The organism is Chitinophaga agrisoli (genome assembly GCF_008386695.1).
In the GTDB taxonomy this organism is placed as follows: domain Bacteria; phylum Bacteroidota; class Bacteroidia; order Chitinophagales; family Chitinophagaceae; genus Chitinophaga; species Chitinophaga agrisoli.
The window spans coordinates 153,090-168,508 of sequence record NZ_VUOC01000003.1; the positions used below are offsets into that span (position 1 = coordinate 153,090).

Here is a 15,419-nt window from a genome sequence, read left to right on the forward strand (position 1 = left end):
TGGCAGCCTTGCCGGTTAAAACTGTAATGGCTTCCCCTGCTCCGGGAAGATCACCCGCAAATGCAAATTATTCAACCGGGTAACCTGCTGCCGGATGAGCGCCTCATTATTCCCGGAGGGTTTAATATGTGTGATCACCACGGGCAGGCCGTCCATAGCATCTGCCCCGCTCAGCCCAGATAATACCTGCATCTCCTGCATCAGCAGGCTGGGTGTCAGGTGCCCAAACAGCTGTTGGCGGGGCTGTTCCTCCGGAAAGGAAACTTCTATAAAGATGGCTTTTAGCCGTTTGGCCTTTACCAAGGGGGCTACCGTTTGCCAAAGCTGTTGCAGTTTGTCAGACTTTTCTACGGCATCCGCGCCGGTATCACCCAGGTACAGGAGATAATTATCCTTATAATTCACCAGGAAAGCCGTGCTTTGGTAAGGGGAGGAGTGGCTTAGCGGATAAGCGGTCACCTGCATTTGCGTATGGTCTATCGGCGTAACCGCTCCGGCGGTCATAGGAGCATAATGGTATTTCTTTAGCTGAGGTGTTTCGCCCTCGTCCCCAAAATTGGCCCAGCTTTGCCAGCTGAAGTATTTATCAAGGATAACATCCAGGCAAAAAGGCAGCCCGTAAATGTTTTTAGCGGTATCCTCCGGTGAGTTGATGATCAGCCCTGCCACATGATCCAGATGAGGATGGGAGATAAAATAAGCCTTTACATGCTGTTTTAAGAATGCACCTGCTGGCTGATGAAAAGTGCCGCGGTCAATTGCCTTTTGTATACCCGCATGCAGGGTACCTGCATCCAGGCAGATGTAATCATCAGATCCCGCTGGAGCGGCCAGGTAGGCAGAAAGATCACTTTCATCGATACCACCCTTTACGCCTAGTGGAACCACCTTAAAAACAGACTGCGCATGTGTGATCGTTACACATGCGCAGCAAATTAATATCATTAGGATAATACGCTTCATGCAGTAAATATACTGCACACTGGCATCATCTAAAGTCTATCATTCCATTGAACTGACGGCTGGGGATAGAACCCGGTATATTCACACGCAGGCTGGGATTAGTGCTTGTCCGCAACTCTGTACCCGCCTCGCGGAAGCTACCGCCGTTAATATAGGCGAATATCTTGCTAAGGTGCTCATCCCGCTGGTCGCCCCAGGGATAGCTTACAACATCCCGCGCAGTGGCGTCAGGCGCTATACCATTGTAATAACCTCCCTGCTGGTTCGCGTTCTTGGTTTCAAAGTTTATAGCGTACAGGTCGCCCAGGTAATTCTCCTTACCATTGGGATAATCAGAGATCGTGTAGTTAAAGAAGCCCACCGGTTTGCCGTAAGTGGTATCGCCTACCAGTTTTACGTTCATGTAAGGCTTCAGGTTATTTAAAGTTAGCTCGCTGGCGGAAGCTGTTTCGCCGCCGGTAACAAAAAATACATGATTCAGCCCCAGACCGCCTGGCGTATTGTCAAACTTAATGGAAGCAGGCAGGCCGGTAGCGGCCAGGTTCTGGCTTATTTTATCGTTGTAGATGTAGTTATACATGACCTTACCCCTTGCTGTGGCCGGGGCAATGATATTATCCAGGTATTGTGCCGTTGTTACCGCGCCGCCGGTATTATACCGGAAATCTGCGATCAGCTCCGTAATACCCCGGGAGCGGAAATTATTGAACACCTGGTCCAATACTGTTTTGGTAGGCGTGGCCGCGCCGCTGGTATTGGTAACACTGGAAAAAGTGTAGAGCACAAAGTAGCCGACCTGTTTGCCGCCCACATTATACACCGTATCAAACAACACCGGGTTTACATTGTAGGACCCGGCACTCAGATCTTTAGACGTAGCGCCGCCTGGGGTGCTGAAGGTAAAAGAAGCGGAAGAGGCAGTCAGCGCAGCATTTACCCGTTGGGTATTAGGCCCGTTTGCGCCGTCATAAGATATATTCGTATTACCGTTAATGGCGGTGATCTCCCAGCCTCTTTGTACGCCGGCTTGTCCGGCGGGACTGTTCTTATCCGCATACAATACCACCAGGTGGGTTCTGTTAGCGTTGTCCAGGGCATAGGTCACTTCCATTCCCAGATCACCCGTTCCATCCCCAGCCACTTTTTCTATAATACCATTCTGCAGCTTGTTGGCCAGATCGCCCGTACGGTCCAGGAAACTGTAGCGGTCCAGGTTCTTCCCATCCTGTTTAGGATAGCTGATCATGGTGGTCAGCAGGTCCTCCGCCTTGGGGTAATTACTGCTGAAGGGGTCCAGCGTTGGCACCTGTGTATACCAGTAATAGGTAGGCAGGCCCTGTTTGCTGTTGCGGCCGCCGTCGGCATAAGTCACCTGCATGATATTGTACATCAGGTACTTAAGAGAATCCTCATCAGAACGGGCTGTGCCGTTGCCGCCATTATCGCCTGGCCCTGGGTTGTCTTTCTTGCAGGAAAAGAATACACTGCTGAGAACCAGCCCCACTAATAGCATAGGTATACCGGCCGGAGTAAAACGTTTTCTCATTGCTCTTGCATTTTTGCTTTAAAATTGAGACGTTGGCTTTCCACATACCACTGGCACAATGGTAGTGATCAGTTTTATATATAAACGCTAAAAAAGTGTATTTGTGCAAATGGGTCGACGAAAAGCTCAAAATAGTCGGTAAAGCCCTCCGCTATCCGTTTATAATAATACGAATTTCTTTTAATACGGGGTCCCGTGGCAAAGCGTTGCCCGGGTTAATTAAACAAAATTTGATATAGGCGGATGGGTAGTCTCAGTTTGCCAGCCCAATGATGCCGGCCACTGCCACGCCTATGCCCAGGCCGCCTATACCCCAGTACAATTTGTTAAGGAAACTTTTCCTGCGCTCATCATTCACCGTTTTAATAGCGTCGCCAATGATCACCTGCGTTTGGTTCAGCTGCATGGATACATTGTTGATGCTGTCCTTTACCACGCCAATATCCTTGCTGGTGCGGTCCAGGGCGGCAATGGAGCTATTGGCCAGGGAATCGAACCTGAGCCGCAGGGCGGCATAATCCCGCGTGCCGTTATTGATCATGGTATCCTGCTGCTGTACCAACGCCTCGTAAGAGCGCAGCAGCTCCCCGCTGTTGCCCTTTTTACTCTGCTTGTAGGCGGCTTCATAGATCCGGAAATTACGGCTGTTCATCAGCAGGCTGCTGTCACATTGTATAATAACGGTATCTCCGCGGGTAAGCCGGTAATTGCTGCTGCCGGCACAGGTATTGAAGAATTTCAGCTTGCCCTGCCCGCATACAGGCAGCATGGGCAACAAGCCCGCCAGCAACAGCAGGCAGCATTTGATATTCGTTCTCATGGGGTGTATTTATTTCAGTTCTTCAGTAATGATATCATCTGTGGGCTGATAGGTGCTTAATACCTTTATCCGGTCCTTGATGCTGTCTATTTTGACTTTACTGCGTTCGTCCCTAACTCTTTTTTCCAGGTCCATCAGCTCTGTCCTGAAACGGATGTCATTGATCAGGGTGCGTTGCTGTTCCAGGTTGGCCTGTATGGAGTCCAGCATGCTGCCGGTGGTCTGTAGCTGCACCAGTGCGGTATCCAGTCGTTTACGCGCCGTTTCCAGGTTACGCACCGCTTCTTTCAGCCCTTTGTTGGAGCCAAATAGGTTCATTCCAAGATTAACGACCAGTATACCAATGATAACAAAGGCGAGGGTCTTTGGGGTATTCGTGTTCATGATAAAAGTGATTATTGGGGTTATATAATGCTTATAACAAATATAACGTAAATAATTCAAAGCAGGGCCTGGCCCGTATTTATAAAAATTACGCCCAACATTCCCCTGAACGATTATTTTTACAACCTTTATCGCTAATAAACACGTTTATCGTACTATGAGGAAATTGATCGTATCTGCGCTGATGCTGGCTTCCTGCTGGGCACAGGCACAAACAGTGGACAGGATCACAGATCCGGCGGACTGGGTAAACCCGCTGATGGGCACCGCCTCCAGCCACCGCTTATCCAATGGTAATACCTACCCGGCTATTGCCTGCCCGTGGGGAATGAACTTCTGGATGCCCCAGACCGGCAAAATGGGGGATGGCTGGGCTTACACCTATGATGCAGAAAAGCTGCGCGGTTTTAAACAAACGCACCAGCCCAGCCCCTGGATCAATGACTATGGCCAGTTTGCCATCATGCCTATTACGGGTAAGATCCGCTTTAACGAAGATGAAAGGGCCAGCTGGTTCTCCCATAAAGCGGAAATATCCAAACCTTACTATTACAGTGTATACCTGGCAGACCATGACGTAACCACGGAAATTACGCCTACAGAAAGGGCGGCCCGCCTGCGTTTTACCTTCCCGGCTACAGATAGCGCTTTTGTGGTGATAGACGCCTTGGATAAAGGCTCCTACATCAAGGTGATCCCCGGCGAGGGTAAGATCATTGGCTACACCACCAAAAACAGCGGCGGCGTACCGGCCAATTTCAAGAACTATTTTGTGCTTTATTTTGATAAACCCTTCACCTATCAGGGTACTTTTGCCAACAAAACGCTGTCAAACGGCCAGCTGGAGGCAAAAGATAACCATGTAGGCGCCGTAGTAGGCTTTGCTACTAAACAAGGGGAAAAGGTGAATGTAAAAGTAGCATCCTCCTTTATCAGCCCGGAACAGGCAGAGCTGAACCTCCAGCAGGAGATAGGCAACAGCGATTTTGCTGCTATAGAGCAGAAAGCCAAAGCTGCCTGGAATAAGGAGCTGGGCCGCATTGCGGTAGAAGGCGGTACGGTTGACCAGACCCGCACTTTCTACTCCTGCCTCTACAGGGCCATGCTCTTCCCCCGCAAGTTCTATGAAATGGACAGCAAGGGCCAGGTAGTGCACTACAGCCCCTATAATGGCCAGGTGCTGCCGGGTTATATGTTCACGGACAACGGTTTCTGGGATACCTTCCGCTCTGAGTTCCCCTTCTTTACCCTGCTGTACCCCACTATGGACGGGCACATCATGGAAGGACTGGTGAACGCTTATAAAGAGAGCGGCTGGTTGCCGGAATGGGCCAGCCCCGGTCACCGTGACTGTATGATCGGCTCCAACTCTGCCTCCATCATTGCAGACGCCTACCTGAAAGGCATCAAAGGCTTTGATATCAATACTGCTTACGAAGCCATCCTGAAAAATACCGAGAACGAAGGCCCGCTGTCTTCCGTAGGCCGCCTGGGTGTTAAATATTATAACGAGCTGGGATATGTACCTTATGATGTAAAAGTGAATGAGAATATAGCCCGTACCCTGGAGTATGGATATGACGATTTCACCATCTACCAGCTGGCTAAAGCGCTGAAACGCCCGGCAGACGAAATTGCCCGTTTTGCCAAACGCTGTCAGAACTACCGCAATGTATTTGACCCGGAAACAAAGCTGATGCGCGGCAAGACGAAGGACGGCAAATTCATAACGCCTTTCAATCCTTTCAAATGGGGTGATGCTTATACAGAAGGTAACGCCTGGCATTACAGCTGGTCCGTATTCCATGATGTTCAGGGTCATATGGACCTGATGGGCGGCCGCGATGTATACGCCTCCATGCTGGATTCCGTATTCAAGATGCGCCCTGTGTTCGACGAAAGCTATTATAACGCCGTGATCCACGAGATCCGCGAAATGCAGATCATGAACATGGGCCAGTATGCACATGGTAACCAGCCCATCCAGCACATGATCTACCTGTATAACTACGCTGGTCAGCCCTGGAAGAGCCAGTACTGGTTGCGCGAAGTAATGAACCGCCTTTACCTGCCCACGCCGGATGGCTACTGCGGCGATGAAGATAACGGTCAAACCTCCGCCTGGTATGTATTCACCGCGCTGGGCTTTTACCCGGTTTGTCCCGGCACCCAGCAATACGTAATAGGCGCGCCCCTCTTTAAGAAGGCCACCGTTACTATGGAAAGCGGTAAAAAGCTGGTGATCTCCGCGCCGGAAAATAATGCGGACAACCGCTACGTACAGGACCTGAAAGTGAATGGCCAGGCCTATACAAAGAACTGGCTGGATCATAGCCTGCTCCAACAGGGCGGCACGCTCAACTTTACCATGAGCGCTACCCCCAATAAGAGCCGTGGCACAGCTCCCGCCGCTGCGCCGTACTCTTTCTCCCGCGATGAAAAGTCAAAATAAGCTTTATAACAAAGTATGAGGTAAGCATTGCTTGCCTCATACTTTATCCCTCCCCTCCGCTACCTTCTTTCCCCGCTTCTTGTATCTTTGTAGCTTATCTAATCTAACACCGTTATGGCAAACCCATATATATCCCTGTTGCGTACCGCCTGGCGTTATGCGCGGCAGGAACGTAAAAAATATGTGCTGGTATACGCCATGTTCATTTGCTCCAGCGTTATTTACGCTTTGTACCCGGTGCTGTTGGGCTGGTTCATTAACAAGATTCAGCGGGATACGCAGCAGGTACTGCATTATGCATTCCTGTACGCGGCCAGCTATTTTGGGTTAAAAGTGCTGGAATGGTGCTTTCATGGTCCCGCCCGCGTAATGGAACGGGAGTTGGCTTTTAACCTTAGCCGCAATTTCCTGCAGGAACGTTATCACCAGGTATTGCACCTGCCGGTAAAATGGCACCAGGATCACCATAGCGGGGCTACCATCAACCGTATCCGCAAAGCATACGAAGCCCTGAAGAACTTTTTTGATCATGGGTTTATGTACCTGCGGGCCCTGGCCAAGCTTATATTTTCAGTGGTGGCCATGGTATATTTCTCTCCCTTGTTCGGCACTATCGGCGTGGTGCTGGGCGCGCTGAACATCTGGCTGATCTTTAAGTTTGATAAACCCTTCATCAAAACGCTGGAAGATGTGAACGAAAAGGAGCACGTAGTATCTTCTACATTGTTTGACAGTCTTTCCAATATCATGACGGTGATCACCCTGCGGCTGGAGAAAAGCATGGAAATCGGCCTGCTGGCTAAAGTACAGCAGATCCTGCCTCCCTTTAAAAAGAATGTGCGCATCAACGAATGGAAATGGTTTGTAGCGGATATAATGGTAGCGGTGATCTATTGCGTGGTGGCAGTAGGATATGTTTCACAGTACTGGAAGCCGGGCCAGGTGTTTTATGTGGCAGGCCTGGTAACGCTGTTGGGATATGTAAACCAGTTTACCACCGTCTTCTACGATTTTGCCTGGCAGTATACAGACATTACCCAGTATAACACCTACGTGCAAACCGCCGCCAATATAGACGAAGCCTTCAAAAAACAACATCGTCCCGATGCGCCCACAGACCTGCCGGCCCAATGGCAGGCCATCCATATAAAGGATCTCAGCTTCTCCCACCGCGAGTTGTACGACGCGGCACATGCCCCGCAAAGCCTGCACAGGCTCAATATCACCATTCCGCGTGGCAAACGTATTGCCCTGATAGGGGAGAGCGGCAGTGGTAAAAGTACCCTGCTATCCCTATTAAGGGGACTATACAACCCCCAGCCGGGTATGGCGCTCACGGTGGATGGTTTGCCCTATGAGCTGGCCACCCTGAACGAGACCGTTACCCTGTTCCCGCAGGAGCCGGAAATATTTGAGAACACCATCGCCTACAATGTGACCCTGGGCCTGCCCTTTACGGAGGCAGATATCCTGGAGGTTTGCGAAAGCGCCCATTTTACAGATGTGATCAAACATTTGCCGCAAGGCCTGGAATCTGATATCCGGGAAAAAGGCGTTAACCTCTCCGGCGGACAAAAACAGCGCCTGGCCCTGTCCCGCGGCATACTGGCCGCCCGGGAAAGCGAGGTAGTACTGCTGGACGAGCCCACCAGCAGCGTAGACCCAAAGACAGAGGCCATGATCTATGATAAATTATTCAAGGCATTTGCAGATAAAGCCATCATTTCCTCCATGCACCGCCTGCACCTGCTGGGACAGTTTGATTACGTATATATTATGCAGCAGGGGCATATCATAGACGAAGGGACTTTTGAGCACCTGCGGGATAACAGCCCTGTTTTTCAGGAACTTTGGAAGCACCAGAGGGATACCCTGGGCAAACATTACCAATAACCGAACTTTTTGGCATAACTGTTGGTTTTGATATAGTTATCAGCCCGGAAAACCACTCAAATAACAACTATCACTCATAAATGCAACCAATGATAAACCGTGCTTTCAACCGGATACACTATATAGTATGGAGCGTATTGCTGTATAGCTGCGCGCAATCCCCCTACGCTACTACCAATAAGCTATATAAACAGCAGACAAAGGCGTTTGCCAAAACCCTGCGCCAGCAACCTGCCCCGGTATATATGGACTCTGTGCCGGCAGTTACCTGGTGGGCCGGCACTACTAATTTTAGCATGCGTAAGCCTAATTATGTCATTATCCACCATACGGCGCAGAACAGTTGCGATCAAACCCTGCAAACCTTTACCATGCCCCGTACACAGGTAAGCGCGCACTACGTGATCTGTAAAGACGGCGTAGTGCACCAGATGCTTAATGATTACCTGCGCGCCTGGCATGGCGGCATAGCCAAATGGGGCAACCTTACCGATGTTAACTCCTCATCTATTGGCATTGAGCTGGACAACAATGGCTATGAGCCGTTTTCCCCGCCCCAGATCCGCAGCCTGCTGGTGCTGCTGGATACCCTCAAACACCGTTATGCCATCCCCGCAGCCAATTTCATAGGGCACGGCGATATTGCCCCCGGCCGCAAAGTAGACCCCAATGCGTACTTCCCCTGGCAACAGCTGGCAGAAAAAGGTTTTGGCCTCTGGTATGCTGATACTACTACCGTGATGGTGCCAGAGCCCTTTAATGCCCTGCAGGCATTACGTATTGTGGGCTATAATGTAAAAGCAGACAGCAGCGCCGCTATAGCTGCCTTTAAAAGGCATTTTGTACCGGCGGATTCTACCACAGGTACCCTGCTTAGTGATGGAGAGAAAAAGATCCTGTTTAGCGTGATGGAGCAGAGTCAGTAATGGGCCGCCGGCCTTTTTTGTGGATAATTATATCCAGTTAGTCCATAAAGTTTGTAGATTTATAGATTATGTTATACTTTTGCCCCTGTAACATAAATCCATGCTGTAAAAGAATGATAACTGATACAGATCATATCACCTGGGTAATATCGGCTGTACATCACTGTAGCAAACAGTCTACCGGAACATCTTTCACTCATTGTATGCCCTGTTGGGGCGCATGTTAACAGCATTCTTATTATTTAATTGAGCATTTATTATAAAGGGCGCAGCCGCCCTCACTTGCGTACTATGCCGCAAGCTGTCCTTCTTTTGTCCAAAAACTAAAACCAGTTCTATCATGAAATTTTTACGAACAATGGTATCTCTGCTGGCGCTGCTGCTTTGGCTACAGGCAGGCTATGCCCAGGATACAAAAATCTCGGGCGTGGTCACCTTTAAGGCAGACGCCCAGCGCGTGCCAGGCGCTATTGTCACAGTAAAGGGCACCAGCAAAGGCGCCTCTACGGATGCAGATGGAAAATTCTCCATCGCTGCCGGCGCCACAGACACCCTGCATTTTTCCTACATCGGCTATACCGGCGTAGATGTACCAGTGAACAATTCAAAAGTTATTAACGTAGCGCTCGAAAGCGCAGAAAGTAAACTGCAGGAAGTAGTGGTAACGGCCCTGGGTATCTCCCGCGAGAAAAGATCCCTGGGTTATTCCGTACAGGAACTCAAATCAAGGGACATTACAGAGGCCAGGGAAACCAACCTGGTAAATGCCCTGTCCGGTAAAATAGCCGGCGTGAATATCACCAGTAGCCAGGGTGATCTGGGCTCCTCCCGTATTGTTATAAGGGGCGAGACCTCTATTGCCGGCAACAACCAGCCCTTATTTGTGCTGGACGGTATCCCGGTGGATAACAGCCAGCTGGGCGTAGGCATTGCCACTGCCCGCGACTTCCCCAATGCTATTTCTGATCTGAACCCAGATGATATTGAGTCCCTGAGCGTGTTAAAAGGGCCCAACGCCGCGGCGCTGTACGGTTCCCGCGCAGCCAATGGCGTACTGGTGCTTAAAACAAAGACCGGCCGCGGTACCAAAGGCCTGGGTATCACCGTTAACTCCAGCGCTACTATGTCTAAATTGCTGGTACTGCCGGAATACCAGAATTCCTACGGCCAGGGCTCCGGCGGAGAGTTTGAGTATGTAGATGGTAAAGGTGGCGGTATTAATGATGGCGTGGACGAAAGCTGGGGTCCTAAGCTGGACCAGGGGCTGGAAATACCCCAGTTCTTTTCCAACGGCGAGCCTGCCCCCTGGGAATCCCATCCTAATAATGTGCGCGATTTTTACGAGACCGGCTATTCATTGAATAACGGCCTGGCGCTGTCCGGCAGCAACGAAAAGCTGGACTACCGCTTTTCCTATAACAACACCAAACAAACCGGCCTGCTACCCAATACCGGCATCACCCGCAACACTTTTACCGTAAACAGCACTTACCGCATTGCGCCTCAGCTTACCTTAAGCACTTACGGCAGCTATATCCGCGGCGGAGCAGATAACCTGCCGGGCGTAGATGGTAAAAGGGCCAACAGCGTGCCGCTCCAGTTTATATGGTTTGGCCGCCAGGTAGATACCCGCCTGCTGCGCAACTATAAAGACGCCAAGGGTAATGACTATAACTGGAACCATAGCTACTACAGCAATCCTTACTGGCTGCAGTACGAAAATACCGTGGCCCAGCAGCGTAACCGCTTCTTTGGTAACGCCCGCCTCTCATACCAGGTATTAAATTGGTTAACAGCTAACCTGCGTATTGGTACAGATACTTACAACGATCGTCGTAAATACAAAGTGGCTTATGGCACCAATGGCACCCCTTATGGTTCCTACACAGAAGACGCTTATAATGTAAATGAGACCAATGGTGAATTTACATTGAATGCCACCCGCAGGCTTACTAAAGACCTGAACCTGGATGTACTCGCTGGTGGTAACATACGCACTAACCAGATCGAGAACAACTACCAGCAGGCGCCCAGATTGGCCGTAAAAGACCTGTATACGCTCAATAACTCCCGCGACCCGGTGATCTCCACCAACTATTTCTCCAAACTGCGGGTATACAGCCTTTTCTCCTCTGCACAACTGGGTTATAAGGAGTATGCGTTCCTGAACCTGACAGCGCGTAATGACTGGTCATCCACACTGCCCAGGGGTAATAACTCCTATTTCTATCCGTCCGTGAACGCCAGCCTGGTGTTGAGCGAAGCGCTGCACCTGCAGAGCAACGTGATCTCCATGTTAAAGATCCGCGGCGGTTGGGCGCAGGTAGGTAAGGATACCGATCCTTATCAGCTGATCAATACTTATCCCTTCAATCAGCCCTTTGATAACAACCCGTTATTAACGGTGTCTGATAAATTCCTGAAAGAAGACCTGAAACCGGAGATCACCACCGCTACGGAACTGGGCGCGGAGATAGCCCTGTTCAAAGATATCGTTCGCCTGGATGTAACCTATTACAACTCCAGCAGCCGTAACCAGATCCTGCTGGCAGATGTAAGCCCTACCACCGGCTACCTGAAAAAGCTGCTCAATGCCGGCGAGATCAACAACCACGGTGTGGAAGTAACCTTAGGCCTCACGCCTGTAAGCACTGCCTCCGGTTTCCGCTGGGATGTGAATGTGAACTACTCTAAAAATATCAGCAAAGTAGTTGAACTGGATAAAGAAGGTTTCCTGAATGATTATGTACTGGGCAGCAGCGGCAACATACAGGTACTGGCCAGCAAGGGCCAGCGTTATGGCGCCCTGTTTGGCAAAGCATACCTGCGTAATGAACAGGGGCAGATCCTGGTAGACGCGTCCGGCGCTCCTTCCATCGATCCCAATAAAAAGATCCTGGGCTATTATACCCCCAAATGGATAGGCAGCATAAACAACGCCTTCTCTTTCAAAGGCGTAAGCGTTAGCTTCCTGATCGATACCAAACAAGGTGGTTCCATCTGGTCCGGTACTAACTACACCGGTATCTACACCGGTGTGCTGAAACAAAGCCTGCCCGGCCGCGACAGGGATCATGGCGGCCTACCTTACTATTACCCTGGCAATGACAAGAAGGCCATACCCGTACAGCTGGCCAGCTATGATGCAGCTGCACCTGGTGGCGCCATCGTATACGATGACGGGATCATTTTTGATGGCGTTACAAAAGACGGCAAAAAGAATACTACCATACTGCCCGCGCAGTCTTACTACAAGGCAGTATACAATAGCTCTCTCAATGAAAGCAGCGTATACGACGCTTCCTTTATCAAACTGCGGGAGGTTAGGGTCGGTTATACCTTCCCTAACGCCCTTATCAGCCATCTGAAAATGCAGGACCTGACCATAACGCTCACTGGCCGCAACCTCTGGTATATTGATAAGAAAGTGCCCAACATTGATCCGGAAACAGCTTTCAACACCGGCAACGGCCAGGGTCTGGAAACATTGCAGATCCCTACTGCCCGTAGCTTTGGTATTAACCTGAGGGCCTCCTTCTAATTGTGAACGCGAAACTGATAAAACATGAAAAAACTACATCTAATATATACCTCAGGGTTAGCATTGGCATTGATCGTGCTGCTGGGTAGTTGCCAGAAACAGCTGGAGCGCATCAACCAGAACCCGAATGAATCCAACATCGTACAGCCGGACTACCTGCTGAGCAATGGCATCAAAGCCAATGTAGATACCTACTGGGGCAATGATGCCGCCATGGAAGCCTCTCTGCTCTACGTGCAGTATTGGTCCAAGATCCAGTATACAGATCCTGACCGTTACATACCTGCCGCCGCCGGCATCCAAACCATATGGAGTAACTTTTACGCACAAGGGATCCAGGACTTCACCACCCTCATACAGTTAGGGGATAGCCTGCCCAATCCCAATTATAAAGCGGTGGGCCTCATCATGCGCTCCTGGCTGTTCCAGGTGGTAACAGACCTGTATGGCAATGTACCTTACAAACAGGCCGCCAGTATTGAAAAATACCTTACGCCTGTGTATGATAAACAGGAAGATATCTATACCGGCCTGCTGGCAGAGTTAAAGACTGCCGTATCGCTGATAGATGTTACCGGTAATCCCATACAGGGCGATGTGCTGCTGGATGGCAGCATGTTGGGATGGAAGAAGTTCGCCAATTCCTTACGCCTGCGCATCGCCATCCGCATCGCAGACCGCCTGCCAGACGCGGCCAAGGCTGTATTTACAGAGATAGGGGCGGATGATAGCCAGCTGATCTCCAGTAACCTGGAGAACGTACAGCTGATATACGGCGCATCTCCTAACCAGAACCCGGTAGGCCGCAACCGCGAAACCCGGAATGACTACCGTATCAGTAAAGCCATCGTAGACAAGCTGAAAGCGCTCAATGATCCGCGCCTCACCATCTACGCCGCATTTCCCAAGGATACCAGCGTGCACCTGATCATTGGCGTGACCAATGGCTTGTCCACAGATTCTGCCGCACACCTGGGCTTTGACCGCACCTCCGATGCCGGAGCTGTTTTCACCGCTACCGCGGCGCCGGCAGTGCTGTTCAGCTATGCAGAACTGCTCTTTATAAAAGCGGAGGCAGCACAAAGAGGCTGGCTCACCGGCAGCGCTGCCACCTATTATGGCCAGGCGATAACGGCTTCGTTGAAGCAGTACGGCGTTACAGACAACGACGTCAATGCCTATCTCCAGCAGCCCGCCCTGGCGTATAATGCCGCTAATTTCAAACAATCCATAGGTGACCAGAAATGGCTAGCCTTATTTGGCGATGGCCTGGAAGCCTTTGCAGAATGGCGCCGCCTGGATTACCCGCAACTTACGCCCGCCTATGCTGGCGTGTTGAATGGCGCTATGCCCGTACGGTTAACATACCCCTCCACAGAGCAGGCGGTAAACCGTATTAACTACAGGGACGCAGTGAACGTGCAAGGCCCGGACCTGCTGACGACCAAAGTATGGTTTGACAGGTACTAAGCACATATGTACATCAATAAAAAAGCACAAAGCTGAAAGCATCGCGACTTTCAGCTTTGTGCTTTATAAGCTATCCGTTTGACTACAACCTTTTCTGAAACAACACCGGGTACATCTCCTCCAGCTCTTTCTGATGACTGGGATCGATCCGGTGAAACTCCTGCTGGAATTTTTCTTTAGATATATAGTCCTTCACAGAATCCTGTACATGCACCACCGCATCCATTAAATTACCACGCGCGCCCATCATGACCGTGCCCTGGTATTTAAATCGCAGGAACTTAGGCAGCTTTTGCGTGCCGTTATAACACTGCAGCCAATAATCAGCCAAAGTGCTGTCAAACGCGCCAGGCCGCCGGGCTACTGCAACATTATTTACCTGGATGTTCACCATAGAGTCCACGATAACGAACTGGGTGTCCGGCACGGCTGGGGGAGTGCCCAGGTCCGGCACCGCGGTAATAGGCTTCGCAGTGGTATCTGTATCCGTTGCGGAAGCATCATTGTTTGTTTTGTTGGAGGATGGCTGGCCACAGGCGGCGGCTAATACCACGCCGGCTAATAAGACCATCCGTCTTAAAGTGATAGTGTTCATAAGCAAAATCTGTTCTGTAGATGAATTCCTCCACCGGATCACGGCGCCGGCGTTCTGCCCCCATCTACTGCAATATTGGTGCCTGTAATGTAACTGGCGGCGGGAGAGGCCAGGAAGGCGACCAGGTTACCCAGCTCCTGCGGTTGTCCAAAGCGTTTCATAGGAATTTCCGCCAGCCATTCCCGTTCTACGTCTTCCTCGCTCATACTCTTGGTTTCCGCCTGTGACTTTAGCACGGCGCGCAGGCGGCCCGTGGCCATTGCGCCCGGCAGTACGTTATTGACCGTAATACCATATGGCGCCAGCTCATTGGCCATTGTTTTGGCCCAGGCTGCCACGGCCCAGCGGGTGGTATTGGATACCCCCAGGTTCTTTAACGGGGTTTTTACGGAGGTGGAAATGATGTTGATGATCCGGCCATAACCTGCTGCCGTCATACCTGGGATCACAGCCTGCGACAGGATATGATTGCATATCAGGTGCTGGTTATAGGCGTCCGTAAACGCATGTACCTTGGCTTCCAGGATAGGTCCCGGCGTTGGTCCGCCGGTGTTGTTCACCAGGATGTGGATGGTCCGGCTCTCCGTAAGGGAGTTCACCATCTGCTCCACCCAGGAGGGGTCACGGAAATCGGCTATTACATAATGATGTTGCTGCTGTGCGCTGGTATCCAGTGAGGCTACCGCCTTCTGTAACTTGGCTTCTGTCTTGGCCATCAGGATACATTCTGCGCCGGATGCTGCCAGCTCTCTGGCTGCAGCTAATCCTAAACCCTGTGAGCTCCCGCACACAAGGGCTGTTTTTCCTTTTAATGAGATTTCCATGGATC

Annotated in this window: 11 protein-coding genes; 5 read left to right on the forward strand and 6 right to left on the reverse strand. The window is 50.7% G+C overall.

Translation table 11 applies throughout. The features are described from left to right. Nucleotides 1–15: 15 nt before the first annotated feature. The 4 genes from F0L74_RS15910 to F0L74_RS15925 all read right to left on the reverse strand — a co-directional run bounded on the left by F0L74_RS15910 (nucleotide 16) and on the right by F0L74_RS15925 (nucleotide 3,713). Nucleotides 16–963, reverse strand: coding sequence for an MBL fold metallo-hydrolase (locus tag F0L74_RS15910; protein ID WP_149838900.1), 948 nt, complete (start codon nucleotides 961–963; stop codon nucleotides 16–18). Between the two features lie 25 nt (nucleotides 964–988). Further along, nucleotides 989–2,509: a S41 family peptidase gene (locus tag F0L74_RS15915; RefSeq protein WP_149838901.1), complete on the reverse strand. Its 1,521-nt coding sequence runs from the start codon at nucleotides 2,507–2,509 to the stop codon at nucleotides 989–991. A gap of 253 nt (nucleotides 2,510–2,762) precedes the next feature. Further along, nucleotides 2,763–3,329 (reverse strand): hypothetical protein, encoded by a 567-nt coding sequence (locus F0L74_RS15920; protein WP_149838902.1) that lies wholly within the window; start codon nucleotides 3,327–3,329, stop codon nucleotides 2,763–2,765. Between the two features lie 9 nt (nucleotides 3,330–3,338). After that, complete coding sequence (locus tag F0L74_RS15925; RefSeq protein WP_149838903.1) at nucleotides 3,339–3,713, reverse strand: hypothetical protein; 375 nt, start codon at nucleotides 3,711–3,713, stop codon at nucleotides 3,339–3,341. A 157-nt stretch (nucleotides 3,714–3,870) separates the two neighbouring features. On the opposite strand from F0L74_RS15925, the gene F0L74_RS15930 reads away from it, so the two are divergent. The 5 genes from F0L74_RS15930 (at nucleotide 3,871) to F0L74_RS15950 (ending at nucleotide 13,995) form a co-directional block, all read left to right on the forward strand. Beyond that, nucleotides 3,871–6,165 (forward strand): GH92 family glycosyl hydrolase, encoded by a 2,295-nt coding sequence (locus F0L74_RS15930; protein WP_149838904.1) that lies wholly within the window; start codon nucleotides 3,871–3,873, stop codon nucleotides 6,163–6,165. Between the two features lie 114 nt (nucleotides 6,166–6,279). Continuing rightward, nucleotides 6,280–8,058, forward strand: coding sequence for an ABC transporter ATP-binding protein (locus tag F0L74_RS15935; protein ID WP_149838905.1), 1,779 nt, complete (start codon nucleotides 6,280–6,282; stop codon nucleotides 8,056–8,058). 89 nt (nucleotides 8,059–8,147) lie between these two features. Beyond that, a complete protein-coding gene (locus tag F0L74_RS15940; protein ID WP_149838906.1) occupies nucleotides 8,148–8,984 on the forward strand; it encodes an N-acetylmuramoyl-L-alanine amidase in 837 nt (278 codons plus the stop codon). Nucleotides 8,985–9,324: 340 nt separating this feature from the next. Beyond that, nucleotides 9,325–12,525: a SusC/RagA family TonB-linked outer membrane protein gene (locus F0L74_RS15945; RefSeq protein ID WP_149838907.1), complete on the forward strand. Its 3,201-nt coding sequence runs from the start codon at nucleotides 9,325–9,327 to the stop codon at nucleotides 12,523–12,525. A gap of 24 nt (nucleotides 12,526–12,549) precedes the next feature. After that, nucleotides 12,550–13,995, forward strand: a complete 1,446-nt coding sequence (locus F0L74_RS15950; RefSeq protein ID WP_149838908.1) for a SusD/RagB family nutrient-binding outer membrane lipoprotein — start codon at nucleotides 12,550–12,552, stop codon at nucleotides 13,993–13,995. A gap of 82 nt (nucleotides 13,996–14,077) precedes the next feature. Here the strand turns inward: F0L74_RS15950 and F0L74_RS15955 are convergent, their stop codons facing one another. Together F0L74_RS15955 and F0L74_RS15960 are read right to left on the reverse strand one after the other, a co-directional pair. Next, nucleotides 14,078–14,590 carry a hypothetical protein gene (locus F0L74_RS15955; RefSeq protein WP_149838909.1) on the reverse strand — a complete coding sequence of 171 codons (513 nt, stop codon included), beginning with the start codon at nucleotides 14,588–14,590 and terminating at the stop codon, nucleotides 14,078–14,080. Nucleotides 14,591–14,628: 38 nt separating this feature from the next. Further along, nucleotides 14,629–15,414 (reverse strand): SDR family oxidoreductase, encoded by a 786-nt coding sequence (locus tag F0L74_RS15960; RefSeq protein ID WP_149838910.1) that lies wholly within the window; start codon nucleotides 15,412–15,414, stop codon nucleotides 14,629–14,631. Between the last annotated feature and the right edge of the window lie 5 nt (nucleotides 15,415–15,419).